25 protein-coding genes are annotated in these 23,751 nt (G+C 68.1%); 14 read left to right on the top strand and 11 right to left on the bottom strand.

The window, feature by feature from the left end; all coding sequences use genetic code 11:
- Positions 1-7: 7 nt before the first annotated feature.
- Entirely contained in the window at positions 8-901 is an 894-nt protein-coding gene (gene pqqB / locus ACFSXZ_RS26230) for a pyrroloquinoline quinone biosynthesis protein PqqB (RefSeq protein WP_378267861.1), read from the bottom strand.
- A gap of 96 nt (positions 902-997) precedes the next feature.
- Positions 998-2,425, bottom strand: a complete 1,428-nt coding sequence (locus ACFSXZ_RS26225; RefSeq protein WP_378267860.1) for a DNA-binding protein — start codon at positions 2,423-2,425, stop codon at positions 998-1,000.
- A 280-nt stretch (positions 2,426-2,705) separates the two neighbouring features.
- Between ACFSXZ_RS26225 and ACFSXZ_RS26220 the strand changes: the two genes are divergently transcribed.
- The 3 genes from ACFSXZ_RS26220 to ACFSXZ_RS26210 all read left to right on the top strand — a co-directional run bounded on the left by ACFSXZ_RS26220 (position 2,706) and on the right by ACFSXZ_RS26210 (position 4,995).
- A complete protein-coding gene (locus tag ACFSXZ_RS26220) occupies positions 2,706-3,368 on the top strand; it encodes a class I SAM-dependent methyltransferase (RefSeq protein ID WP_449224291.1) in 663 nt (220 codons plus the stop codon).
- 71 nt (positions 3,369-3,439) lie between these two features.
- The gene (locus ACFSXZ_RS26215) at positions 3,440-4,069 is read left to right on the top strand and encodes a class I SAM-dependent DNA methyltransferase (protein ID WP_378267859.1); all 630 of its coding nucleotides are present in this window, start codon (positions 3,440-3,442) and stop codon (positions 4,067-4,069) included.
- A 14-nt stretch (positions 4,070-4,083) separates the two neighbouring features.
- Complete coding sequence (locus tag ACFSXZ_RS26210; protein ID WP_378267858.1) at positions 4,084-4,995, top strand: hypothetical protein; 912 nt, start codon at positions 4,084-4,086, stop codon at positions 4,993-4,995.
- Between the two features lie 15 nt (positions 4,996-5,010).
- On the opposite strand, the gene ACFSXZ_RS26205 is transcribed toward ACFSXZ_RS26210, so the two are convergent.
- On the bottom strand, positions 5,011-6,723 hold the full coding sequence (locus tag ACFSXZ_RS26205; protein ID WP_378267857.1) for an FAD-dependent oxidoreductase: 1,713 nt from the start codon (positions 6,721-6,723) through the stop codon (positions 5,011-5,013).
- A gap of 370 nt (positions 6,724-7,093) precedes the next feature.
- Between ACFSXZ_RS26205 and ACFSXZ_RS26200 the strand changes: the two genes are divergently transcribed.
- From ACFSXZ_RS26200 to ACFSXZ_RS26185, 4 genes are read left to right on the top strand one after another with little or no spacing between them, the layout of a single operon-like run.
- Positions 7,094-9,400 (top strand): sensor histidine kinase, encoded by a 2,307-nt coding sequence (locus tag ACFSXZ_RS26200; protein WP_378267856.1) that lies wholly within the window; start codon positions 7,094-7,096, stop codon positions 9,398-9,400.
- Between the two features lie 31 nt (positions 9,401-9,431).
- Positions 9,432-9,938, top strand: a complete 507-nt coding sequence (locus ACFSXZ_RS26195) for a roadblock/LC7 domain-containing protein (RefSeq protein ID WP_378267855.1) — start codon at positions 9,432-9,434, stop codon at positions 9,936-9,938.
- Positions 9,939-9,963: 25 nt separating this feature from the next.
- Positions 9,964-10,332: a DUF742 domain-containing protein gene (locus tag ACFSXZ_RS26190; RefSeq protein ID WP_378267854.1), complete on the top strand. Its 369-nt coding sequence runs from the start codon at positions 9,964-9,966 to the stop codon at positions 10,330-10,332.
- Positions 10,313-10,903, top strand: a complete 591-nt coding sequence (locus ACFSXZ_RS26185) for a GTP-binding protein (RefSeq protein WP_378267853.1) — start codon at positions 10,313-10,315, stop codon at positions 10,901-10,903. The genes ACFSXZ_RS26190 and ACFSXZ_RS26185 overlap by 20 nt, the downstream gene beginning before the upstream one ends.
- 7 nt (positions 10,904-10,910) lie before the next feature.
- On the opposite strand, the gene ACFSXZ_RS26180 is transcribed toward ACFSXZ_RS26185, so the two are convergent.
- The 6 genes from ACFSXZ_RS26180 to ACFSXZ_RS26155 form a co-directional block, all read right to left on the bottom strand.
- A complete protein-coding gene (locus tag ACFSXZ_RS26180) occupies positions 10,911-11,858 on the bottom strand; it encodes a hypothetical protein (RefSeq protein WP_378267852.1) in 948 nt (315 codons plus the stop codon).
- The gene (locus tag ACFSXZ_RS26175; protein ID WP_378267851.1) at positions 11,855-12,196 is read right to left on the bottom strand and encodes a PadR family transcriptional regulator; all 342 of its coding nucleotides are present in this window, start codon (positions 12,194-12,196) and stop codon (positions 11,855-11,857) included. The genes ACFSXZ_RS26180 and ACFSXZ_RS26175 overlap by 4 nt, the downstream gene beginning before the upstream one ends.
- 63 nt (positions 12,197-12,259) lie before the next feature.
- The gene (locus ACFSXZ_RS26170; RefSeq protein WP_378267850.1) at positions 12,260-13,411 is read right to left on the bottom strand and encodes an NAD(P)/FAD-dependent oxidoreductase; all 1,152 of its coding nucleotides are present in this window, start codon (positions 13,409-13,411) and stop codon (positions 12,260-12,262) included.
- A gap of 16 nt (positions 13,412-13,427) precedes the next feature.
- Positions 13,428-14,204 (bottom strand): amino acid ABC transporter ATP-binding protein, encoded by a 777-nt coding sequence (locus ACFSXZ_RS26165; RefSeq protein WP_378267849.1) that lies wholly within the window; start codon positions 14,202-14,204, stop codon positions 13,428-13,430.
- Positions 14,201-15,115 (bottom strand): amino acid ABC transporter permease, encoded by a 915-nt coding sequence (locus tag ACFSXZ_RS26160; RefSeq protein ID WP_378268073.1) that lies wholly within the window; start codon positions 15,113-15,115, stop codon positions 14,201-14,203. Before ACFSXZ_RS26160 ends, ACFSXZ_RS26165 begins: the two co-directional genes overlap by 4 nt.
- 5 nt (positions 15,116-15,120) lie before the next feature.
- Entirely contained in the window at positions 15,121-16,017 is an 897-nt protein-coding gene (locus ACFSXZ_RS26155; RefSeq protein WP_378267848.1) for an ABC transporter substrate-binding protein, read from the bottom strand.
- A 90-nt stretch (positions 16,018-16,107) separates the two neighbouring features.
- Here ACFSXZ_RS26155 and ACFSXZ_RS26150 point away from each other — a divergent pair, with 90 nt between their 5' ends.
- The 7 genes from ACFSXZ_RS26150 (at position 16,108) to ACFSXZ_RS26120 (ending at position 21,119) form a co-directional block, all read left to right on the top strand.
- Positions 16,108-17,034, top strand: a complete 927-nt coding sequence (locus ACFSXZ_RS26150) for a MurR/RpiR family transcriptional regulator (RefSeq protein ID WP_378267847.1) — start codon at positions 16,108-16,110, stop codon at positions 17,032-17,034.
- Positions 17,035-17,152: 118 nt separating this feature from the next.
- Positions 17,153-17,749: a TetR/AcrR family transcriptional regulator gene (locus ACFSXZ_RS26145; RefSeq protein WP_378267846.1), complete on the top strand. Its 597-nt coding sequence runs from the start codon at positions 17,153-17,155 to the stop codon at positions 17,747-17,749.
- A gap of 56 nt (positions 17,750-17,805) precedes the next feature.
- Positions 17,806-18,441 (top strand): VC0807 family protein, encoded by a 636-nt coding sequence (locus ACFSXZ_RS26140; RefSeq protein WP_378267845.1) that lies wholly within the window; start codon positions 17,806-17,808, stop codon positions 18,439-18,441.
- A complete protein-coding gene (locus ACFSXZ_RS26135; protein ID WP_378267844.1) occupies positions 18,438-19,253 on the top strand; it encodes an SDR family NAD(P)-dependent oxidoreductase in 816 nt (271 codons plus the stop codon). Before ACFSXZ_RS26140 ends, ACFSXZ_RS26135 begins: the two co-directional genes overlap by 4 nt.
- A 437-nt stretch (positions 19,254-19,690) precedes the next feature.
- On the top strand, positions 19,691-19,876 hold the full coding sequence (locus ACFSXZ_RS26130) for a hypothetical protein (protein ID WP_378267843.1): 186 nt from the start codon (positions 19,691-19,693) through the stop codon (positions 19,874-19,876).
- Positions 19,873-20,433, top strand: a complete 561-nt coding sequence (locus ACFSXZ_RS26125; RefSeq protein WP_378267842.1) for a hypothetical protein — start codon at positions 19,873-19,875, stop codon at positions 20,431-20,433. The genes ACFSXZ_RS26130 and ACFSXZ_RS26125 overlap by 4 nt, the downstream gene beginning before the upstream one ends.
- Positions 20,325-21,119 (top strand): SDR family NAD(P)-dependent oxidoreductase, encoded by a 795-nt coding sequence (locus ACFSXZ_RS26120; RefSeq protein WP_378267841.1) that lies wholly within the window; start codon positions 20,325-20,327, stop codon positions 21,117-21,119. The genes ACFSXZ_RS26125 and ACFSXZ_RS26120 overlap by 109 nt, the downstream gene beginning before the upstream one ends.
- A gap of 105 nt (positions 21,120-21,224) precedes the next feature.
- Here the strand turns inward: ACFSXZ_RS26120 and ACFSXZ_RS26115 are convergent, their stop codons facing one another.
- Together ACFSXZ_RS26115 and ACFSXZ_RS26110 are read right to left on the bottom strand one after the other, a co-directional pair.
- The gene (locus ACFSXZ_RS26115) at positions 21,225-22,430 is read right to left on the bottom strand and encodes an epoxyalkane--coenzyme M transferase (RefSeq protein WP_378267840.1); all 1,206 of its coding nucleotides are present in this window, start codon (positions 22,428-22,430) and stop codon (positions 21,225-21,227) included.
- Positions 22,431-22,482: 52 nt separating this feature from the next.
- Positions 22,483-23,712, bottom strand: a complete 1,230-nt coding sequence (locus ACFSXZ_RS26110) for an amidohydrolase family protein (RefSeq protein WP_378267839.1) — start codon at positions 23,710-23,712, stop codon at positions 22,483-22,485.
- Between the last annotated feature and the right edge of the window lie 39 nt (positions 23,713-23,751).

The raw sequence follows: 23,751 nt of genomic DNA, 5'->3' as shown, positions 1-23,751 counted from the left end.
CCGAGTGTCATAGCCGCACCTCCAGACCGGCCAGACCCAGTTCGACGCCCGCCGCCGTGACCATCGCGTGTTCGGGTGAAGCCGGGTCGAGGATGGGGTTCGTGTTGTTGATGTGGGTGAACACTTTCCGGGCCGCGGGCAACCGGGACAGCGCGTTCAGCGACCCGTGCGCACCGCTGATCGGCAGGTGACCCATGTCGCGTGCCGTTCGGCTTCCGCTGCCGGTGCGCGCCATTTCGTCGTCGGTGAAGAAGGTGCCGTCGACGAACACACAGTCGGCGGCACCGGCCCACGCCGCGAAGGCGTCGTCCCACCGTGGCACGGTCGGCGCGTACACGGCGGTGCCTCCGGTAACCGTGTCGAGCAGGTGGTAGGCGATTTCCCAGTCGTGGCCCGGCTTCGGTTCCCGGACGTAGCGCGGTGGCTTTCGTCCGGTGGCGAACGCGGTCACGCGCAATCGTTGGTCGAGGGTGAAGGAAACGTCGGTCGTAACCTGACGCCATGACAGGTCCGCGTAATCGGAAAGCAGGTCGCGGACAGGGAAGACATCGGCGAGGGTGTCCAGCACGGGCGCCGTCGCGTAGACGGTCAGCGGCGAGCCCTCCCGCAAGATCAGAAGGCCGATGGTGTGGTCGAATTCGGCGTCGGTGAGCAGCACACCGGCGACCGGCGTGTCCCGTGGGCCGGGGCCCGGATGCAGGCACGGCGTGGCCGCTATCTGGTGGTGGACGTCCGGCGTGGCGTTGAGCAGGAACCAGCGCGCGCCGTCACCGGAAACCGCCAGACTCGCGTGCGGCGAACCCGTTCCGGGATTGTCGCGAGCGCCACGGCATCCCGCGCACGCGCAGTTCCACTGTGGATAGCCGCCACCCGCGGCGGCGCCGAGGCATCGGAGCAACACTTTTCCACGATCGCGGACCCCCGGCGGCCGGGGCAACGGTTCTCCCACGAGTGGTGACTCTTCGGGCACGAACGGGTGGCCGCGGCCAACGAAAGGTCAGACCCCCAGCAACCGGCGGATCTCGGGCGTGTGCCGGCGCGAAACCGGAATGTAGTCGGGCACGCGTGGGTCGGTGATCAGGAGCAGTTCGCCCTTGATTCCGCGCTCCAGTTCGGCGACCCGGCGCAGGTTGACCACGAACCGGCGATGCACACGGCAGAAGCCGAACGGTTTCAGTTCCCGTTCGATGTTGTCCAGGCCCCTGGTGGCGGCCTGGACCTTTCCGCGATCGGTGCTCAGCCAGACCGTGTTCCGATCGGCCTCGGCATACCTGATTTCGGCGGGCGCGAGCACCATCACCCGCTCGTTGCGCACCCCGATGATCCGTTGGGGCATCGGCACCACCGGCGTCTCTCCCGGGCGCTCGTAGCGCTCTTCGCCCTCGTCGGAGCCGAATTCGCAGAGGACGCCGACAAGCTGGTTGGCCGCGAAGACCGGCCTCAGGCTCACGGGCACGACCTCGCCAGGGCCCATGGTGTGCAGCCGGGCATGACCGGTCCACTGTGGACTGCTCAGCGAGCGCTCGGTGGCCCAGCGGATCAGCCCGGGCAGTTCGGGGATGTCGGGCCTGGCGCGGCGGGCCGCGTCCACCATCGGCGCGTCGACCCGCAGGCCGAGCAGCGACTGCGCCGCCTCGTCCGCGACGATGGCGTGACCCCCGAGATCGAAACCGGCGAAGGAGCCGTCGCTGCGGGACGCGATGTCGGTGAAGCGCTGGACGACGATCCCTCCTTCCCAGACCGTCCGCCGCCGGATCTCGGCCTCCACCCCGGCGGCGGCCTTCTCCAGCCAGGACATCACCTGCGCCGGGATGTCCGCGGCCCAGCGCGAGACGTTGATCAACGCGACGGGGGAGTCCGTGACCACGTCACGGATGGCGATGGCGGCACAGGACCACTGATGGAAGCCTTCGCACCAGTGCTCGGACCCGCTCACCGTGACCGCGCCCCGGCCTTCGAGCGCGGTCCCGATTCCGTTGGTGCCGGTCGTCTCCTCCGCCCATGCCGAACGCGGGGCGAGGTTGCTGTCCTCCGCGCGCGCCCGCACCGCGGGATCCCCCCAGGACGCGAGGACTCGTCCACGACCGTCCGCGACGGCGACCATGCCGTGCTCGTCTTCCAGCCGTTGTCCCGCCTGGGCGGCGATCCCGCCCAGTTTCGTCAGCAGGACATCGGCGTCCAGGCGATGGTCGGTGCGATCGGACGCGCCGGGTGCGACCGTGAGGCCGGGATCGACGTCGTACTGGTCGCGGCATCGGTACCACGAGGCCAGGATTTCCGGACGGACGCCCTGGATCACCGTCTCGCCTGCCGTGAAGCCCTCCCACGCCCGGGCGACGACCTTGTCGTCCACGCCCGTGCCGCCTCGCCTCGTCCGGGTGTCGCGGCCGGCTCCGGCCCGCATGGTCGTGGGCACGTCCGTCATCCGACCTCCTTGTCGTAGATGCCGATGACCCCGTCAGAGCGCGGACGGTCGCCTCAGTCACGTTAACGGCGTGCGGCAACTCGCTCAAGGACTATCTGGAGTCATGTCGATGCTCACCGTGACGGCCTTTCGGCGGCGGTGAAGGCGGGGAGTTGATCAAAATCGTGCGGGACAAGCGTTTCCGAAGTCCACGCTTTCGGCACGATAATCGCGCCCCGTTTCCCCACGACGGGAATCTTCGGTGTCCCGCTCGTTTCCGCCTTCGTGTCTATAGTGCACGGTGAACCGCCTGCACGAGACGGGAGAGGCCGGGGGCATGAGCGGGCACGGCGAGGAGCGGCTGCGAGCGCTGTGGGACAGGTATGCCTCCCGTTACGACCGCGATATGGGGCTCGTCGAGCGAGTGTGGTTTCGCGGCGGCCGGGAGTGGGTGTGCGGCCAAGCCGCCGGGGAGGTGCTGGAGGTCGCGGTCGGGACCGGACGGAACCTGCCCTATTACCCCGGTGACGTGCGGTTGACCGGCATGGATTTCAGCCCGGCCATGTTGGATCTCGCCGGCCGGCGTGCCGCGGAACTGGGTCGCGAGGCAACGCTGCGGGAAGCCGACGCCCAGGCGTTGCCGTACGACGACGCATCCTTCGACACCGTGGTGTGCACGCTCGGCCTGTGCGGGTTTCCCGACCAGCGCGTGGCGATCACGGAGATGCACCGCGTCCTGCGCCCCGGCGGGACGTTGTTGCTCCTCGATCACGTCGGCAGCCACCACAGACCGATCTGGTTCGGGCAGCGGCTCCTGGAGAAGCTGACGGTGTCGATGCTGGGCGACTACCAGACCCGTCGGCCCCTGCCGCTGGTCGAGGAGGCCGGATTCGTCGTGCGACGGCGGGAACGCCTCAAGCTGGGCACCGTCGAGCGGCTCGCCGCGACGAAGCCCGTCGCCTAGGTACTCCGGCTCCTCGCCTGGTCCTTCGCTACGCTCTTCGTCGCCGGATTCACCGGCGCGGTTCGCAAGACGTGAACGGGGGCTTTCCGGTGTCGGTGGACGAGGTACGGGAGGCGTATGGCCGCCGGGCGGACGAGTACGTGGAGCTGGCCTTTTCGCCGGCGGGCAGGCACGAACTCGACCACAAGCTGATTTCCCGCTGGGCCGGTGGACTATCCGGGCGCATGATCGACGCGGGCTGCGGACCGGGGCGGTGGACCGGCTTCCTGCGAGACCAGGGCTGTGACATCGAGGGCGTCGACGTTGTGCCGCGCTTCATCGAAATCGCCCGCTCACGGTTTCCCGATGTTCCCTTTCGCCTTGGCCGGCTGAATGATCTCGAGGTACCTGATCGGTCGTTGGCGGGGATCCTGTCGTGGTATTCGATCATCCACACCGATCCCGCGAACGTGCCCGGCATTCTCGGTGAGTTCGCGCGGTGCCTGGCCGACGGCGGCGGTCTGCTGCTCGGCATGTTCGAGGGGCCGCGCGTCGAGCCGTTCCCGCACGCCGTGACGACCGCCTACTTCTGGTCGATCGAGGAAATGTCCCGGTGCCTCGCTGATTCGGGTTTCCGGGTGGAGGCAACGGAAAGCCGTGTCGACCCGGGCAGGAGGCCCCACGCGGCCATCGTCGCGCGGCGCGTCCGCGACGAGCGCTGATCTCGGGCCGAAGGATGGTTCCGGACGGAGGAGAAACGCTGCGATCGAACAAATCCGAGGGGACCGAGCAGGGTTTCGATCGTCTGCTCAACATCGCCGCGGGGGTGGTCGCCCTGGTCGCCGGCGCGCTCGGCGCGGTGGGGGTGGGGACCGGGATCGCCGCGGCCCTGCTGCGCGAATTCCCGGTCGCGGTGCTCACCGGAATCCCGCTGATCGGGGTGGCCGTGCTGGCCGGTGTCGTCGCGTCCTTCACGCGCGGCAACGCGCGCGTGGCCGATCATCGGCGGACCGCCGTTCTTTGCGCGGTTCTCGTCGTCGCGCTCGCCGGGATTTTCTGGCTCCGCGTCGCACAGGCCTTTTTCCAGTACAGCTCTTTCGCCGATGACACGACCGGCGGCTGGACCTATGCCGGACTCATGGTCGCGGCCGTCACCGCGGGCGCCGTGCTGGTCCTCAGGCTGCCGCGGCTGCGCGCCCGGACCGCGGTGACCATGGCCGCGCTGTTCCTTCTCGGTTCCGCGATGCTGGGCATCATCACGCTGATTTCGACGGGCCTGCGGGTGCACACCCAGCCACAGCTGAGCGCCTCCGTCAAAACGGCGGGCGACACCGCCGAACTGTCGATCACGATGTCGGCCTACGGCATGTCGGCCAGCGACCACTACGAGCTGACCGGCTGGCTGACCGGCGAACCGGGTCGCCCGGCCGACACCGTCCAGCTCCTGCGCACGTGGGCCGGGCCCGGTAGCGACGGCACCCTCACCTACACGACCACGGTGACCGTGCGGCTCACTCCCGGCCGTCCCTGGGCGATCGTCACCGCCCGGCTCGACAGCGATCCGTCGCGTCCCCAGGCGCCTCCGGTGACCTGCGATCCGGCGCCCGAGACCGGCTTCACCTGCACGGCGATCCGCCTGCCGGTCTGACCGGAACCCGGCGCGTCACCGTCCGGTCGTGACGACGGGGTCGTGCGGGCGTCCGTGCGGATGCAGGGCGCTGGCCGCGAACAACTGGTGGAGCAGCTGGATGGCCACCGAGCCCTCGCCCACCGCGGCCGCGACCCGCTTCACCGAGCCGTGTCGCACGTCGCCGGCCGCGAAAACGCCCGGCATGCTCGTTTCGAGCAACAACGGATCACGGCCGGCCCGCCACCGGTGGCCTTCACCGAGATCGGCGCCGGTGAGGACGAAACCGTGGGCGTCCCGCGCGACCTGCGGGGGCAGCCAATCCGTGTGCGGGCGGGCGCCGATCATGACGCACAGCCCGTCGGCGTCGACGGTTTCCTCGGTTCCCGTCATCCGGTCGCGGAGTACCAGGCGTTCCAGCCATCCGTCGCCTCCGCCGCCGACGATTTCGGTCCCGGGCCGGACCCGCAGTCCCGGCGTCGCCTCGATCTCGGAGACCAGGTACTGCGACATCCCGTCGGCGAGCGACCGCCCACGGACCACCAGCGTGACCCGCCGGGCGTACCGGGCGAGATACAGGGCGGCCTGCCCGGCCGAGTTCCCGCCTCCGAGGACGTAGACGTCGCGGCCGGACATGGCGGGCGCCTCGGAGGTCGGGCCGCCGTAGAAGACACCCGCACCGGTCAACGCCTCGATCGCGGGAATGCCCAGCCGGTGATAGCTCGCGCCCGTGGCGAGGAGAACGGCGGGGGAGCGCACGCGGGTGCCGTTGGACAGGGTGACGACGAGTTCTTCGTACTCGCGCTCGAGCCCGTTCGCGCCCTGCATGAACGCGAATTTCGCGCCGAAGATCCAGGCCTGGTCGTAGGCCTGCTGCGCGAGGCGGCGGCCGCTGATGCCCCGGGGAAAGCCGAGGTAGTTGCGGATCAGCGAACTGGAGGTCGCCTGGCCCCCGAGTCCGCCTTCGTCGAGGACCAGCGTGCTGAACCCTTCCGAGGCGCCGTACATGGCCGCCGACAGCCCGGCCGGCCCCGCGCCGACGATCACCAGGTCGAACTCCATGCGCTCCGGGGTCACCGGCGAACCCGTCGCCAGCGCGAGTTCGGCGTCGCTCGGGTCCGTGAGCACCGTGCCGTCGGGGAAGATGACGAGCGGCAGTTTCCTCGCCCGTCCCGCCTGGGCGATACGGGCACGCCCTTCGGTGGAGTCGGCCAGACAGAAAGAGTGCGGTATCGCGCAACGTCCCAGAACCCGCCGCAACTCATACGCCCGCCCCGACCACGATTCGCCGACCACATAGATCGTGTAGGGCGAGGTTCTCCGTGCCTCCGTCCACTCCAGCAGCAGACTCGAGATCGCCTGGTGGAACAGTTCGTCCGGGGACTCGGCCGGCCTCAGCAAATAGTGGTCGATGTGGCCGTGGGCGATCGAATCGAAGATCACCTCACCCGTTTCCCGGTTTCCCCACTCGCCCCACGCGATCAGCAGCCCGCGCTTGGCGTGCGGATGAAGACGCCGGGCCCGGTCCAGCAACTCGCATCCCGTCATGCCGGACAGCCACTGACCCGAAAGCACCAGGGCGACCTCTTCGCCTGACGCGGCAAGGTCTTCGAGACGGACGCGCGCCTCGCGCGACGACGAAACGCACAAAACACGGTAATGGCTCGCATAGCGCTCGCGTAATTCCCGTTCGACGTCGCGCAGTGCATCCGCGTCCTCGTCGACGGCGACAATCACGGCGCCGGCCATGGGTCCCACTGTAGCGGCAATCCGCCGCGGCGCTGATTCTCCGGAATCGTCGCGGTTTGTTCACCGGGGGTGAACGGTGACTACGGTCATCGGTCGCTCACCCCGCGTCCATGTTCGCCGGTGGCTACTTCGGACGGTCATCGGTCGTTTATCCCGGGTATATTTTCCGGGGCCCTGGCAAGGATGGAATCGTGGTCGGCAAGATATTGACCTGGTCGTCCGTAACGGGGTGGTGTAATAACATTCGAAAAAATCTCTCCGAATACTTGTGCGCGCCAATCGAATCGAAGTAGCGTCCGCTTTCGGCCGAGGTGGGAGGTGTGCCGTCGGCATCTGAACCGATTCCTTAATCCGCCCGAGTTGGAGAAGCATGTCCGAGCGGCCCGAGCCATCCCGTTCTTCCCGTGCGCGGTCCTTCGCGCGCCGGCTCCGCCCGAAGTCGGTGCGCGCGAAGGTGGCCGCGCTGCTGCTGGTGCCCGTCGTGTCACTCCTGGTGCTCGGGGCGCTGGCGGCCGTGTCCACAATGCAGGACGCCTGGTCGCTCCAACAGCGCAAGGACCTCGGCGCGAACCTCGCCACGCCGGTCGCGGCGCTGACGACCCGGCTGCAGGCAGAGCGGTCGGCGGTGGCCCCGTACCTTTCGCCGAACGACACCGGCGACTCCCGTGTCCTCGCCGAGCGGCACGATCAGACCGAGGCGGCGCTGAGCGCACTCCAGGACGGTGTCACGCGCGACAGCGGTGACATCGCCACTATCGCCCCCGAAGTGAGCCGCCGCTTGGGCGACGTCAGCCGCGACATCGACGGGCTCCGCGCCGATCAGGCCGTGATCGTCGCGCGGCAACTGGACTGGCCGACCGCGTTCGACGCCTACAACACCGCGATCGGAGACACGATCGCGGTCGGGTCAGCGCTCACCGATGTCCAAAGTGGTGAGTCCGCGAAAGCCGTCGAAGCGCTGGCCCGGATCGGCGAGATGCTCGCCCGCCAGGACGCCGTGGCCAATTCGACCCGGGCGAGCGGGCGGCTAACCGCGGAGGAGTACCGGGCCTTCACCGACGCCGTTGGCGGGCAACAGGTCGTCGCCACCGACGTGGTCCGCGACCTGACTCCGGACCTGCGGGCAGGATTCCAGCGGCTCGTCGGCGGTGACGATTACGCGTCCCTGACCGCCCTCCAGAACACGGCTCGCGGCGACGTGTCAGGACGCGCCCTCGCGGCGGCCGTCGCCGGCGGTGCCTGGCGGTCCGCGATGGGCCCGGTCGCCCAATCCGTCACCACGTTCTGGACGAATGCCGCCGGCGCCGCCGTCGCCGAGACCGGCGCGGCCGGCAAGTCGGCCCTGACCAAGGGTGCCCTCGTGATCGTCCTGGGCCTGGTCGCCGTGCTCGCTTCGCTGGTGATCTCCGTCCGGATCGGCCGTGGCCTGGTGCTCGAACTCGTCACGTTGCGCGACTCGGCCCTGGACCTGGCTCTTCGACGACTTCCGCAGGCCATGCGGCGGCTGCGGGCGGGCGAACGTGTCGACGTCGACGCCGCGGTGCCGGTCGTCCCGCCCGGCGAAGGGGAGATCGGGCAGGTCGGCGACGCGCTCAACGCGGTCCAGCGCTCCGCGCTGCAGGCCGCGGCCGAACGCGGAGAGCTGCTGCACGGTGTGTCCGGTGTGTTCGTCACGCTCGCCCGGCGCAGCCAGTCGCTGGTTCACCGTCAGCTCGCGCTGCTCGACACCATGGAACGGCGCACGGAGAACCCGGCCGACCTGGAGGACCTGTTCCGGCTGGACCACCTGGCCGCGCGGATGCGGCGGCACGCCGAAGGCCTGATCATCATGTCCGGCTCGGCCCCGGGCCGGAAGTGGAGCAACCCGGTGCCGCTGCTGACGGTGATCCGGGCCGCGGTGGCCGAGGTCGAACACTTCCAGCGGGTCGAGGTACGGCGCATGGCACCGGTGTCCGTGCGGGGCGCGGCGGTGGCGGACCTGACGCACCTGATCGCCGAACTGGTCGAAAACGCCACCTCGTTCTCGCCGCCCACCACCACCGTGCGGGTGCGCGGCGAAGGGGTGGGCAGCGGATTCGTGGTGGAGATCGAAGACCGCGGTCTCGGCATGAGCCCGGAGACGCTGGCCGAGGCGAACCAGCGCATCGCCGAAGCGCACCAACTCGATCTGGTCGACCGTGATCAGCTCGGGCTCTTCGTGGTGAGCCGTCTGGCCCACCGGCAGAACATCCATGTGACCCTGCGGCCTTCGGCCTATGGCGGGACGACCGTGGTGATCCTCCTGCCCGCGGCCATCCTTTCGCGGCCCGACCGGCCCGACCGGCCTATTCCGGCCGAGGAGCGTCCGAAACTCCTCCGGCAGCCCGCGGCGGTGTCCGTGCCCGCGCCGTCGGTCGGTCCCGGCGACCCGGCCCCGCCGACCGTGGTGAAGGAACCGTCGTCCGACGGCCCGGCGACCGCCATCGTCTGGCCGAGCGACGACGCCACGGGCGGCCTGCCCCGGCGGACCCGGCAGGCGAATCTCGCGCCGGGCCTCCGGCGGAGCGATCCGCGCAACGGCAAGGGAAACGGCAGTGGCAACGGCAACGGCTCGGCTTCGCCGCAGCCGAACCCGGACCAGGCCCGCGCGACGATGTCCGCGCTGCAGCAGGGATTCCGTCGTGGCCGCGACGGATAGCTCCGGTACGGACCCCAGACAGGGAGGACAGATGTTCGAAGCACGCGAGGACACTCGGGAACTGGATTGGTTGCTGGACGAAATGGTCTCCAACGCGCCGCGAGTCCGGCATGCGCTGCTGTTGTCGAACGACGGCCTCCCGATGGCCACCTCCGCCGGCACGGACCGGGAGACGAGCGAGCACATGGCGGCGGTTTCCTCGGCGCTGAACAGTCTCGCCAAGGGTGCCGGTCGTCAGTTCGAGGCCGGTGCCGTCCGGCAGACGATGGTCGAGTTGGAGGGCGGGTTCCTGTTCGTGATCGCCGCGGGCGGCGGCACCTGCCTCGCCGTGTTCGCCGAAGCGGGCACCGACGTCGGCATGGTGGCCTACGAGATGGCACGCCTGGTGCGGCGGGTCGGCGAGCACCTGGTCACCGTGCCCCGGCGTCCGGTCGTACCCGAGAGACAGTCTGCTCATCGCGAGATGCCTGGGAAAAATGACCGGCCGGACGCGCCGTCCTCGCGTTTGTCAATAGGCGCCGAGAGGACCGGCCCGTGAAAACCGCGCGAGGAGGTGTGGGGGAGTGACCCAGCCCGGCAGTGAATGGTACGGCGACGAGTCCGGCCCGATGGTCCGGCTCTACGCCCTGACCAGGGGCCGAGCGCGGCCCGCGGGCGAACCCCTCGACATGATCGCGCTCGTGCTCGCCGGCACCCGTCCCGAAGACGACCTGACGCTGAGCCCCGAACAGGCCACGATCCTGACCCTGTGCCGGGACCGGATGCTCACGGTGGCCGAGATCGCCGCCAAGGCGCGCCTGCCGCTCAGCGTGATCCGCGTGCTGCTGGCGGATCTGCAGGCCGGGCGGCACATCCAGGTGATGCACCCGACCGGCCACATGCCCGACGAGAAGATCCTGAGGGAAGTTCTCGATGGTCTCCGAGCGCTCTGAGCCCGCCGACTCCGGCCGCGCGCAGCCCATGATCGCGTTGAAGATCATCGTCGCGGGCGGCTTCGGGGCAGGCAAGACGACCCTGGTCGGTTCGGTGAGCGAAATCCAGCCACTGCGCACGGAAGAGACCATCACCGAGATCAGCCGCGGCATCGACGACAAGGACGGGGTGGAGTCGAAGACCTCCACCACGGTGGCCATCGACTTCGGCCGGATCACCTTCAACGACCGGGTCGCGCTGTATCTCTTCGGCACCCCGGGCCAGGACCGGTTCTGGTTCCTGTGGGACGACATCGCCCAGGGCGCGATCGGTGCGGTGGTGGTCGCCGACACCCGGAGGCTCGAGGACTGCTTCCCGGCGGTCGACTATTTCGAACGCCGCGCGATCCCGTTCGTCGTCGCCGTGAACTGTTTCGACGGCTCCCGCCGTTACCGCGAGGAGCAGGTGTCCGCGGCGCTCGACCTCGAACCGGACACCCCTGTCCTCCTGTGTGACGCCCGGGAACGGGCCTCGGCCAAGGAGGCGCTGATCGCGGTGGTGAACCGGGCCCGGCAGCTTCACGGATTCTGACCGGCCTTCACCGGGCGGTCTGGCCCCGGTGGTTCAGTCGTGCCGAAGCGAGGATCCAGATGTCGGCGCAGAGGCCCAGCGAAATCACCCCGCTCAGCCACCACGGTCCGCCGTCGATCACGTTGAGGGCCGCCAGCACCCCCCAGCCGAGCGGGCGCGCCGCGCGGAGGATCCGGGCGTCGCGCCACCACGGCGGGCGCGGGGCCTCGTGTTCGGCCAGCCGGGCCGCGTACTCCTCGACCGGGCCGAACTCTTCCTCGGGCGTGCGGCCGCTTTCGGTCAGGTGCGCCGCCGCTTCCGCCGCCAGTTCGCCCGCACGTTCCCGGGTGAGGTCGTGCCTGCCTTCGAGTAAACCGGCAAGGTCGCGCAGCCACGCTTCGGTGTCCTGTCCGGAATGCTTCGAGCGGGTGCCACCGGTACGGCTTGTTCCCCAGGCGAGCAGCGCGATACCGAACGCGATCAGCAATGGAGCGGGCAGCGGGAACAGTTCTTTCCTGGGCAGCAGTTCGAAAGCCACCGCGGCCAAGGGAACCAGCAACACCACTGCGCCGAGTATCCAAGGCGCGCGACGCGGCTTGCCTTCCTTTGACAGCGAGAGGAACAAGAGGACGCCGTAGATCATGCAGACCAGCAACGCGGTGCCGGCCAGCCCGGCCATGGTCGCGGGCAGCATCAGCCCTTCACTGATCCAGGCCCACGCGCCACCGAGTACCGCCAGCACTCCGTAAAGCATGAGCGCGGAAGACGACCGGTCGTCACCGCGGTGCTCGGGCGCCTCCTCGGGTTCGACGGTCGCCGCGAATTCCTCGGCCGTGCCGAACGCCTCTTCGGGCCGCTGACCGCTTTCCGCGCAGTGCCGCGCCACCTCCTCCATCCTGGCGTCGGCGAATTCCTTGCCCACTCCTCGCGCGGCCAACGCCAACCGCGCCCGCGCCTCCCACCTCTCCGGCTTCATCGCGGCTCCTCTCGGGTCGGTTCCAGGAGGTGGTCCAGTGCGGCGGCGAACTCGCGCCAGCGCGCGGTGTCCGCGGACAGCATCGCGTGGCCGGATCCGGTGAGCCGGTAGACCTTGCGTCCCGGCCCGCCTTCCCCGGCCTGCCAGTGCGCTTCGACCAGCCCGGCGCTTTCCATCCGCCCGAGCACCGGGTACAGCGCACCGCCACGGATGCTGCCGAGCCCGGCCTGCTCGATGCGCTGGGCCAGCGCGTAACCGTGCTGGTCGGACTCGGCCAGCACCGCGGCCACCACCAGTTCCAAGCTCCCGCGCAACCAGCTCGTCGTCGCGTCCGCCACTGAATCGCATCCTTGAGTAGATCTCGATGACGACTAGTACGGATTCAGACTAGCAGAACATCGTCAGCCGCGGTGGACGACGCCGATGCGGTCGAAGGTGAAGGGCCGGAGGGAGTCCGGCCGCCGCCCGTCGAGCGCCCAGGTCGTGAGGGCTTCGGCCACGGCTGGAGCGAGCGCGAAGCCGTGCCCGCTCCAGCCGGTGCCGACGAACACGGAGTCGAGGCCGGGCACGGTGTCGATGACCGGGATCAGGTCGATCGTGCTGGTGTCGGCCCGGCTGTTGTCGACGGCGAGTACCTCCACGTCGGCCAGCGCGGGCAGGGTCGCCGCCAGATCGGCCAAGGTCGTGCGCAGGACATCGGGATCGGCCGTGCCGGAACCGGTGACCGGGTCCCAGCGGCCGGGGCGGCCGCCGGAAAGCATCACCGAGCCTTCGTCGGTCGTTTTCACCGACAACGACCGACGGGTGTGCCCGATCTGGTGGTTGAGCGTGAACCCGGGTGGCGCGGTCACGAACGTGACCTGCGTTGCCTTTTCCCATACCGGCAAGGTCAAACCGGCCGCGTCGTCGAGGAGGCGCGGTGTGGACCGGTTCGCCGCGATGATCACCCCGCGCGTGGCCCGCAACTCGTCACCGGTGGCCGAACGCACGGTGACCGAGCCGTCTTCGTCCGGCGAGATCGTGGCCACCTCGGTGTTCTCCAGCACCGTGGCGCCCAGTTTCCTGGCCGCCGCGGCGAACGCCCTGGTGGTCGCGGAATGATCGGCGGTTCCGTCGTTCGGTGTGTAGAGCGCGAAGCGCACGTCCTCGGCGATCCCCGGTTGCATCACGTCCAGTCGTTCGCGATCGACGATCTCGCACGGCACACCGGCCGCCCGCTGCGCCTGGACTCTGGCCGGCAGACTCCGCCAACCGGAAACACCCGCGATCTCGACGTCATAGAGGTTGAGCAGACCGTTGCGCCGGTAGCCGGTCGGGGCTTCGAGCAGGGTGTCCAATTCGGGCCAGAGTTCCTGGGCGCGGCAAGCCAACGGCAGCTCGCGGAGGTCACGTCCGCCTGCGCGGACGCCTCGCCGTCCAGGACCGCCCGAGGCGCCGGCGGCAAGCTCTCCTGCTTCCAGCAAGGTGACCTCCGCGCCCCGGCCCGCGAGATTCCACGCCGTGGCCGTGCCGACCACACCTCCGCCGACAACGACGTACTCGACGGATCGCATCGACCGTCCTTTCATTTCAACCGACCCTTTCCAGGAAACGCCGGGTGCGGTCCTGCCGGGGAGAATCAAGAACACGCGCGGCCGGACCGTGTTCGACAACGCGTCCCTGGTCCATGAACACGACGCTGTCGGCGACCTGGCGCGCGAAACCGATTTCGTGCGTGACCACGATCATGGTCATCTCGTTGGCGGCCAGATCGCGCAGGACGTCCAGCACTTCGCCGACGAGTTCGGGATCCAGCGCGCTCGTCGGCTCGTCGAACAGCATCAGTTTCGGCCGCATGCACAGGGCGCGCGCGATCGCCACCCGCTGCTGCTGACCACCGGACAGCTGTGCGGGATACTCCGCGTGCTTGTCCGCCAGCCCGACCCTGCCGAGCATTTCCCGGGCACGCTCGATCGCTTCCGCGCGGGGCGTGCGCTGAACATGAACCGGTGCTTCGATCAGGTTCTGCAGCACCGTGAGATGACCGAACAGGTTGAACTGCTGGAAGACCATTCCGATGTGCCGGCGTGCCTGGCGGGTCTGTCGTGGCGTTGTCTCGATCAGGTCGTCACCGGCCCGCCGGTACCCGACCAGCGCACCGTCCACCCGGATCACCCCGCCCTGGATCTTCTCCAGGTGGTTGATGCAGCGCAGCAGCGTGCTCTTGCCGGAACCGGACGGACCGATAAGGCAGACGACCTCACCGGGGGACACCACCAGATTCACGTCCTGGAGAACATGAAGGGAGCCGTACAGTTTGTGCAGGCCGCGAATCTCGACCGCGGGCACGTCGCGAGCATCCGTCATTGTCCGGCCTCCAAGGCCAACCGGGAGAGTTTCCGGGAAGCGGCCGAAGAAACTCCGGCCCGGCCCCGGTTGAAATACCGTTCGACATAGTGCTGGGCCACGGTGAGCAACGCGGTCAGCACGAGGTACCAGAAGGTCGCGACCAACAGCAGCGGGATGGTTTCGTAGGTCCGCGCGTAGATGATCTGTGCGCTGTAGAGCAGTTCCGGCATGGAGATCACGCTGACGATCGAGGTCGTCTTGACCACGTTGACGAACTGGTTGGTCAACGGCGGGACGATCGCGCGCATGGCCTGGGGCAGCACGATCCGGCGCATCATCAGGCCGTTCGACATGCCCAGCGCTTCGGCCGCTTCGCGCTGACCGTGGTCCACCGACACCAACCCGGCCCGGAGGATCTCGGCACAGTAGGCCGCTTCGTGCAGGGTCAGCCCGATGATGGCGGCACCGGCCACCGAGATCACCGTGTTGGTCCCCACCGTGAACAGATCAGGACCGAACGGGATACCGAGCGATAGTTTCGGATACAGCGCCGCCATGTTGTAGAGCAGCAGCAACAACACGAGCAACGGGGTCGCGCGGAAGAGCCAGATGTAGGCCCCGGAGACCGCGTTCAGCACCCGGTTCGACGAGTGTCTCATCGCGGCCAGCACCATTCCGGCCACAATGGACAGTGCCATCGCGATCACCGCCAGTTCGACGGTCCGGGCGAGGCCGGCCAGAATCGCCGGGCTGAACAGGTAACGGCCGAACGTCGGCCACGAGTAGTTCGCATTGCCGACCGTCGACCTGACCACCGCCACGACGACCAGGGCGAGGACGACGCCCGCGAGCCAGTTTCCGTATCGCTTCCGTGGCAGCACCCGGGACGGCGGATCGACGCCTTTACTGAGGGGCATGGTTTCCGGCATCGTCGTCACGACCTTCCGTTCAGGATTTCCGTGGTATCGAGATCGTTTTCCTGAAGGCCCCATTTCTCCAGGATCTTGCGGTAGGTGCCGTCGGTCATCAACTGGCGGACGGCGTCGTGGACTCCGACGGTCAAGGGGGAGTCCTTCTTGAGTCCGACGGCCACGAGTGACCGCTGGTAGCGGCCGGCCAGGCGGAACACGCCTGGCGATTTGCTCGCCACATACTGCGTGAGCGAAATCGAGAAGTAGAGGACATCGATATGGCCGGCGCGCAGGGCGAGCACTGACGCGGTTCCGTCGGGGTAGAGGCTGAGGCGCCAGTCCGGACGCCCGGCCCGCGCACAGGTACCGGCCGCCTGATCCAGTTGGCCCTGCTGGACCGATCCGATCACCACGCCCACGGTGCGGCCGCAGAGATCGAGATAGGAGTTCACCGGGAAGTCGGTGTCACTCCTGGCGAGGAAGCCCTGTCCTCCGTTGTAGTAGGTGACGAAGTCGGCGTTCTTCCGCCGCTCCGCGGTGGGAGCGAGCGAAGCGAGCACCATGTCGTAGCGCCCGGCGGCCAGCCCCGGGACGATCGCGTCGAGACTGGCCGGGATCGGGGCCGTGCCAAGGCAGAACACGTCCGCGATGGCCTGGCTCATGTCCCGGTCGAGGCCGACGATGGTGGTGTTGTCTTCGGCGTAGTAGGCCATCGGGGGCGTGCTCGGCACCATCGCGACGAGGAAGGTGCCGCGCTGCCGGACCGGTGCGGGCACGGTCGCGGCCAGCGCCGGATCGCACCGGCCATGTGGACGGGTCACCAGGGCGGGATCGGCCGGACTCGCCGAGCTCAGCCCGCATCCGGTCACCGTCAGCACCAGGGCCAGCGACCACGCGATCGTTCGCGGAGTTCGCCGCATTGCACCACCTCCGCCGTCGAATGCCGTAGCATGCGCTTCATGGGATGTAGTGTCTACTTCATGAACTCGCGAAAGTCTAGTGGTGACTAGATGGACCCTTCGTTGACGAAGCGCATCGCCGGAGTCCGGGACCAGTTGAGTGGCGGTGGCCTGCGGGTCGTCGACTTCTTCGCGCTGCACCCCGCCGAGGCCTCGGTGTATTCCGCGCAGGAGATCGCCCGTGAGGCGGAAGTCAGTGACGCGACGGTCATCCGGACCGTCAAACAACTGGGCTACAGCGGGCTCGGCGAACTGCGCCGCGCGGCGGCCGCCATGCTGAACCCGGTCCGTGACCCGGAACAGACCCTGGCGGAGCAACTGACCCAGTCGGACGACAACGGCCAGCTCCTCGCCAAGATCAGTCTCGACGCGGCCCACCTCGCTCGTTCCTTGCCGCGCGCCATCCCCACCGAGGTCTTCGAGACCGCCACCCGGATTCTCGCGGCGGCCTCGCGCATCCTGGTCGTCGGCTACGGATCCGCTCACCCGGTGGCCGAATCGCTGTCACTCGGCCTGCGGAGAATCGGCCGGATCGCCGGTGCCACCGGCCTGACCGGTTACAACTTCGCCGATGAACTCGGCCAGCTCACCGCTGATTCGGCGGTGGTTCTCATCGCGCCGCTACGCCACGTGCGCGAGCACGACGTGGCGATCGCCGAAGCAGGGCGGATCGGCTGCCCGGTCGTCCTCATTACCGAGGTGCTCGACAGCCACTTCGCTGACCGGGTGGACGCCGTGCTGGCCACCCCGTCCACGGAGAAACTCCTGGCAGGCACCCAGATCGCGCACCTGTTGCTGGTGGACGCGCTGCTCCTGGCCGTGGCCGCCACCGACCCGGACCGGGCGCTGGACGGCTGGAAGACCACGAACCGCCTGCGCGGGGAGATCGTCGACGGGAATCTCGATGTGCCGCTGAACCCCTTCGTGGCCTCCATGCGGCCGGACGATTCCGATGGCAATGGAGGGGACACGAACTAACCGCCACTTCCACCGCGCGAACCGCCGACCGGCGTGACCGTCTCGCGCATGGACTGGACCATGCATTGATTCAGCTGTGGTAGATTTATCCAGTCAGATAAAAGTGCAGGTGGGGGCTGTGGAGCGGACGTACATCAACGAAGCCCGCCGCGCGCAGATCGTGCGCGCGGCCATAGGGACGATTGCCGATCTGGGCTACGCCAAGGCGTCCTTCGCCAAGATCACCGAACGTGCCGGGCTGCGAAGCCCGCGAATGATCTCGTACCACTTCGCCGACAAGGAGGACCTCGTCCGGCAGATCCTGATCGAGGTCTTCACCTTGGGGGCGAACTACATCGCGGAGCGGATGGCACAGGCCGGCACCGCCCTCGAACGGTTCCGCGCCTACTTGGAGGCCAACCTCGAGTTTCTGCGCGAACACCCTGCCGAGATCGCGGTACTGACCGAGATCGGCCCGCACGTGCGCAACGAGATGGGTGAGCACTACACCTCGGCAAGTGCGCAGGAGATCAGCGTGCAGGGGCTCGAAAAACTGCTGTCCGAGGGGCAGACCGCCGGTGAGTTCCGCGAGTTCGATGTGCGTTCGATGGCGGTCATCGTCCGTGGCGCGGTGGACGGCGCCGCCACCCGGTTGCGCGAAGAACCCGACTTCGACTTCGACGCCTACACCCGCGAGGTCGTCACCACATTCACCCTCGCCGTCCGACGGGGCTGATTCGCTTTCATTGGGGGTTTCTTGTGCTCGATACACAGTCCGGCCGGGGTGGCGCCATGGTGAGCCGTGTCTTGCTCATCCACGTGCTGATCCCGTTGGCGCTGTTCTACGGTCTTCGCGGACTGGGCGTGAACCCGTTCGCGGCACTTCTGGCGGGGGGTGCGATCCCGGCCGCGAGCGCGGTGCGTGACATCGTGGTGGACCATCGGGTCAGTGGCGTCCGCGTTTTCGTGCTGGGTGCGATGGTGCTGACCGTGGCGATCTCGTTCGTCACCGGAAGCCCGCGGGTGCTGTTGATCCGGAACGCCTGGGGTACGGCGGCGCTGGGCGTCTTCCTGCTGGCGAGCCTGCTCACGCGGCGCCCGTTCCTGTTCGAAGCGGGAAACATCGTGTTCGACGAGAACAAACGCCGGATCTGGGCGCGCAACTGGGAGAACTTCCCGGCGTTCCGGAGCCTGTTGCTCCGGTGCAGCGCCATCTGGGGCCTGGCAAGCCTGGCCGACGCCGGCGTGCGGGTGGCCATGGCGATGACGCTGCCGGTCGATGTCGTGCCGGTTCTCGACGACGTCCTGCTCGTGCTCACGCTCGCGTTTCTGGTGGCGGTGCAACGCTTCTACGGTCGTGCGCACCTGCGCCGGAACGGATTACGGTTGAACGGCGTGGAGATCCTGCCGCTGGCCGAGTCGCGATGACGCTCCCGCCGAGGGACGAGGTCGCGGCCCGGGTCGCGCTGACGGACTCGGTCGCGAGGGACGGGGTCGCGCTGACGGACCCGGTCGCGACGGATGGGGTCGCGCTGATCACCGGAGCGGCGAGCGGGATCGGCGCGGCGGTCGCCCGGCGGTGCGCTGCCCGGGGAATGCGGGTGGTGATCGCTGATCGAAACGAGCGTGGCGGTCGATCCGTCGCCGACGAGACCGGCGGCCGTTTCGTGGCCGTCGACGTCGGTGTTCCGGAAGCCAACAACCGCGCCGTCTCCATGGTGATGCGCGAACTCGGGCGGCTGGACGTGGCCGTGCTCAATGCCGGAATCCCCGGCCGCTGCACGCTGACCGACTTCACGCCGGACCGGTACCGCCAGACGATGCGCACCAACCTCGACGGGGTGGTCTACGGCGTGCACGCCGTCATGGCACCAATGCGGCGGCAGGGTGGCGGATCGATCGTGGTCATGGCGAGCATGGCCGGACTGACCGGGTCGCCGGATCTGTTCTACGCCACCGCCAAACACGCTGTGCTCGGCCTGGTCCGCTCCGCGGCAACCCCGCTCGCTTCCGCCGGTATCCGGATCAACGCACTGTGCCCCGGCTTCGTGGACACACCGATCCTCGCCCCGGTGCGCCAAGATCTCCTCGGCCGCGGTTTTCCGCTCGCGCACCCGGACGAGGCCGCGACCGCCGTCGAAGAGATCCTCGCCGCAGGGAAGACCGGGCAGGCTTGGCTGCTACAGGCGGGCGAACCCGCGTATCCGATCGAGCCGCCCGAAATTCCACTCCGGACCTGATGGCCGAACCCTGTACTGAGGAATCCCGGAGTCATCGCGGCGCGCGGGTCGACACGGCGACCAATCCTCATCTGGCCAAATGGGCTAGGCGGAAATTCAAGCACTTGCGCCGAGCGCCAGCGAAGGCCCGCAGGCAACTCGCCCGAATCGCGCACTTACCCGGGCACCTTCGCGCACTGGCGCCACGGGGCACTCCCGGCCGGTACGACAGTGGGAGCCGTGTGACGCGAGAGTGTCACGCGCGGAACCGCCGCCGGACACCGAGATCCACAAGCCTCCATCAAGCCTGGACGAGTAAGTGAGGAGTCGTAGGGTCGGGCATGGCCACCGGCATCGCCGAGACGGTCTCGGGCACCGCCGCGGGCGGGAAGGTCGTCGGCGCCGCCGACCGAATCCTTCGCCTCGGCAGTCTACGATGACGTCAAGGAGGCGACGGGGTGAGCGAGATCGGCAACGTCCTGAGCGAGGACGACGATATTCCGCTGTGGATAGACATTCCGCAGGGATACTTCGCGCTTCCGCTGGACAGCGCGGGAGCCGCCCTCGACCAGGCCGGGTCTCTGCTCACGGACGCGACCGAGCGCGGCCAGGCCGGCCTCGTCGACGTGGACGACAACTCGTGAACATCGAGACGTATCGCTACGTCGAGGAAGAGGTCCTCAACGCGGACTACAACGTTGTGGTGCGCCACTCCTATCTCCCCGACCGCGCCTACAACCCCGAGAGTTTCCTCAGCGTCCTCGCCAATTATCCGTGGCAGGAGTACGGCTACAAGGTGGGCCGGTGGCAACGGGAGAACTTTTTCGACGGCACGTTCCTGGAAATCCTTGGCCTCAAATACCTGACCTGGGAGAAGAAGCACGACACCGTGCTGCTGACCGACCTGAGGAACGGTCAGCCGGTCTCCGAGGTCATCGGTATGGTGCTCAGCGGAGTGGAGCCTCTTCGAACCGCCACCGAATTACCTGGCCCGGCTGGGACCGTGGCTGGCCGACCACCCGGGCACCCCGCCCAAACTCCCGAAACGCAAGTAACCGCCGCGGCTACGCGGAAGACCGGTTGGAGAAGGACATGGAACTCGGGCTCACGGGAAAGCGCGCGATCGTCACCGGCGGGAGCCGTGGCATCGGACTCGCGATCGCGGACAGTCTCGCCGCGGAGGGCGCCCACGTCGCTTTGATAGCGCGGAACACCGACGAACTCGCCCGTGCCGCCGAGCACGTCGGCCGCCACGCGACACGCGTCGTCCCGGTGTCCACCGATACCCGTGACGACGACGCGGTGCGTGCCATGGTCGACCGGGTGGCCGGCGTCTTCGGCGGTGTCGACATCCTCGTCAACGCGGCCGCGGAACCGGCGTTCGCCGCGCCGCCTCCGCTCGCCGAGCTGACCGATGACGCCCTGCGTGCGGAGATCGAGACCAAGGTTCTCGGCTACCTGAGGTGCATCCGCGCGGTGGTGCCCCACATGATCGCCGCGGGGTGGGGGCGCGTCGTCAACATCGCGGGTTTGGCCGCACGGCGCACCGGCGCGCTCGTCGGGACCGTGCGCAACGTGTCCGTCGCCGGGATGACGAAGAACCTGGCCGACGAACTGGGTCCCTCCGGTATCACGGTGAACGTGGTCCACCCCGGCCTCACGGTGACCGAACGCGTCGCGAAGGCCGTCGCCGATCGCGCCGCGAGCGAAGGAAAGTCGACCGCCGACGTCATCGCGGCGATGGCCAGGGACGTGAGCATCGGACGGCTCGTCACGTCGGCCGAACTCGCCGAGGTCGTCACCTTCCTGGTCTCCGAACGCAGCGCGGCGATCAACGGCGAGTCCATCGACGCCGGCGGCGGCGAGAAGGGCGTCATCCACTACTAAAAGGCACAGTGCTTGAAGGGGACGTGGGTATGCGCAGCGCCACGCACACTCACGTCCCCTTGCGAGCGGGAATCCACCGGATTCCCTGGCGGGGTCACCGCCCGTTCATCGCCAGAGTTTTTCGCTGGCGAGCTTGGCGCCCTCGGCCAGTGACCGCAGTTTGGCCCAGGCCACCTCCGCGTGCCCGACCCGGGACCCGATACCGCAGTCCGTCCCACCCTGGACGTTTTCCGCGCCGACCACACTGGCGTAGTTCACCAGCCGCTCGGCGATCAGTTCGGGATGCTCCACCAGATCCGTGGCATGACCGACCACACCCGGCATGATCATCTTTCCCTCGGGAAGCCGCACGTCCTCCCAGACCCGCCACTCGTGAGCATGCCGCACATTGCTCGCCTCGAACGTGTAACACTGCGCGTTCACCCGCACCAGCAGATCCACAATGTGCTTCAACTCGATGTCATGCGTATGCGGCCGGTGCCCGCTTCCCCAGCACGAGTGGAACCGCACCTGCTCCACCGGAATCCCCTCGAGGCTGTGATTGATCACCTCGACCGCGAACCCCAGATACTTCCGCAGATCCGCCACGTCCCACTCGGGATAGAACATCCACGTCGTGAAGAACTCCGGCTCGTCGACCTGCACGATCAACCCGGCGTCGGTGATCGCCTTGTACTCCTCGCGAACGACCTCCGCCACCGCCATCATGTACTCCTCCTCCGAGGAGTAGTGATCATTGAAGGCACCGGCACCCAGGCTCAACGGGCCGAGCGCCGCGATAAAGCCCTCCGGCGCGTTGTCCAGACCTTCCTTGCCCTTCAACGCGACCTGCAACGCCTCGATATCCTTCGCGATCGCGTCGTGCCCCACATAACTCACCGGACCGGTGCACACCCGGGTCCGCACCTTGCCCGGCTTCCGCCCCGGAGTGAAGAACCCAGGCCGCACCGGACCACCCGAACCCGACAGCCACAAGCCCGACTCGTAGAAACCGGGGAAATCCGCCCGATCACGCTCGCCCGGCCCGCCGCGCTTCGGCGACCGAGCCTTTTCCTGGATCTCCCAGCCGGTCACCCGGCCGTGGATGTAACCGGCGTAGGCACCCTCACCGGCCTTGACGTACTCGCCGTCGTTCACCACATTCAGACCACAGTCCAGCTGAAAGTCGACGACCTCTTGAACCGCACTCGCGACCCTGGCCGCCACCGCGCCATCGTCCCGCTTTTCCGCCCTGACCAGGGCAGCCAAATCCTCGGGAACCGGCAGGTTGCCACCGTGGGAAGTCCGGATGTGTCCTTCGTTACGTTTCATTTCTTCTCCAAAATGGACGGTAGCTGCGGGCGAACAGAAAACTGCGGGAAACTCAAGGTGTCTCGGCCGTGGCCGGCAACCAGCCCCAGGGATGCGGTCCCCACTGCGGGGGCACCAGTTCTCCGGATTTGACGGTGTGCACCGGAACGATTCCGTGTTCACCACGGAACCATTTCTTGGTGGTGTCGCGGAAGGTGAAGTCACCACGGACGAGGTCGAGCACGGTGATGTCGGCTTCCCGGCCCACCGCGAGCGCACCGAGTTCGTCCGCCTGCCCGATCGCCTTCGCCGCGTTGGCCGTGGTCATCTTCACCACGTCTTCGAACGAGTAGCCCACCGCCATGAACTTCGCCATGCATTCGACCAGACTGTGGAACTTCTGGCCGGGCGCGGTGAGGTCGCTGCTGATCGTGTCGGGGAACATGCCCCGCTCGGCCTGTTCGCGCGCGACGTCGTAGCCGAAGTTTCCCATACCCACCGCGGGATCCAGGGTCACCCCGCGGTCACGCGCCTCGCGGAGATTCGCCAGCGACTCGGTCAGCCGGTCCATCACACCGCCGAGGTTCGGGGTGCACAGGTGGGTGAGAATGTCACCGGGCTCCAGGGTCTTGATCAGGAACTGGGTGACTTCGGCCAGCCGTTCCGCCCGGCTCGCCCGGCCACCGAAGAAGTCCCCGATGTGCGTCATCAGGGGCACTCCGAGCTCCCGGGCGACCGCCTTCGACCGGGTGACCATTTCCTCACCGAGTTCGTCGACGATGCCGCCGACGAGGCGGAGTTTCACCCCGCTGATCAGACCCGGATTGTGCTCCGCACAGGCCGAGATGGCGGCGGGATTGATGTCGTCGAGGCTGTAGACGTCGGCCGGTCCCGGCATCGTGTGCGCGTAGCTGCCGACGTTGACATACACCGAGACGCGCGTGCGCGCCTTGGGCAGGATGTGCGTGGGGAACACTCCCAGGTTGGCCACCCCGACCGAACCGCAGTCGACCAGGGTCGTCACGCCCGACCGCACGCCGATGGCGTCGGGGTCACAGCATCCCATTCCCACCCCGGCCGTCGTCGCGCCATGGGCGACATGGGTATGGATGTCGATCAGTCCCGGCACGACATACCGGTCCGTGCCCCGGATCTCGAGTACCTGACTCGCACCGGCCGGGTCGATGTGCGGCTCGATGGCGGCGATGCGGCCGCCGCTGATGGCGATGTCCCTCTTCCCGTCAAGGCCGGAGCCCGGATCAAGGACATGACCGTTGGTTATCAGCAGGTCGTACGTCGTCACGTGGTTGCTCTCCTCACCCGAACGTCATCTCGAGCGTAG

Source organism: Amycolatopsis pigmentata, from assembly GCF_042684065.1.
In the GTDB taxonomy this organism is placed as follows: Bacteria; Actinomycetota; Actinomycetes; order Mycobacteriales; family Pseudonocardiaceae; genus Amycolatopsis_E; species Amycolatopsis_E pigmentata.
The sequence above is the reverse complement of the archived record's forward strand: the minus strand, read 5'-3'. Positions and strand labels throughout refer to the sequence as shown.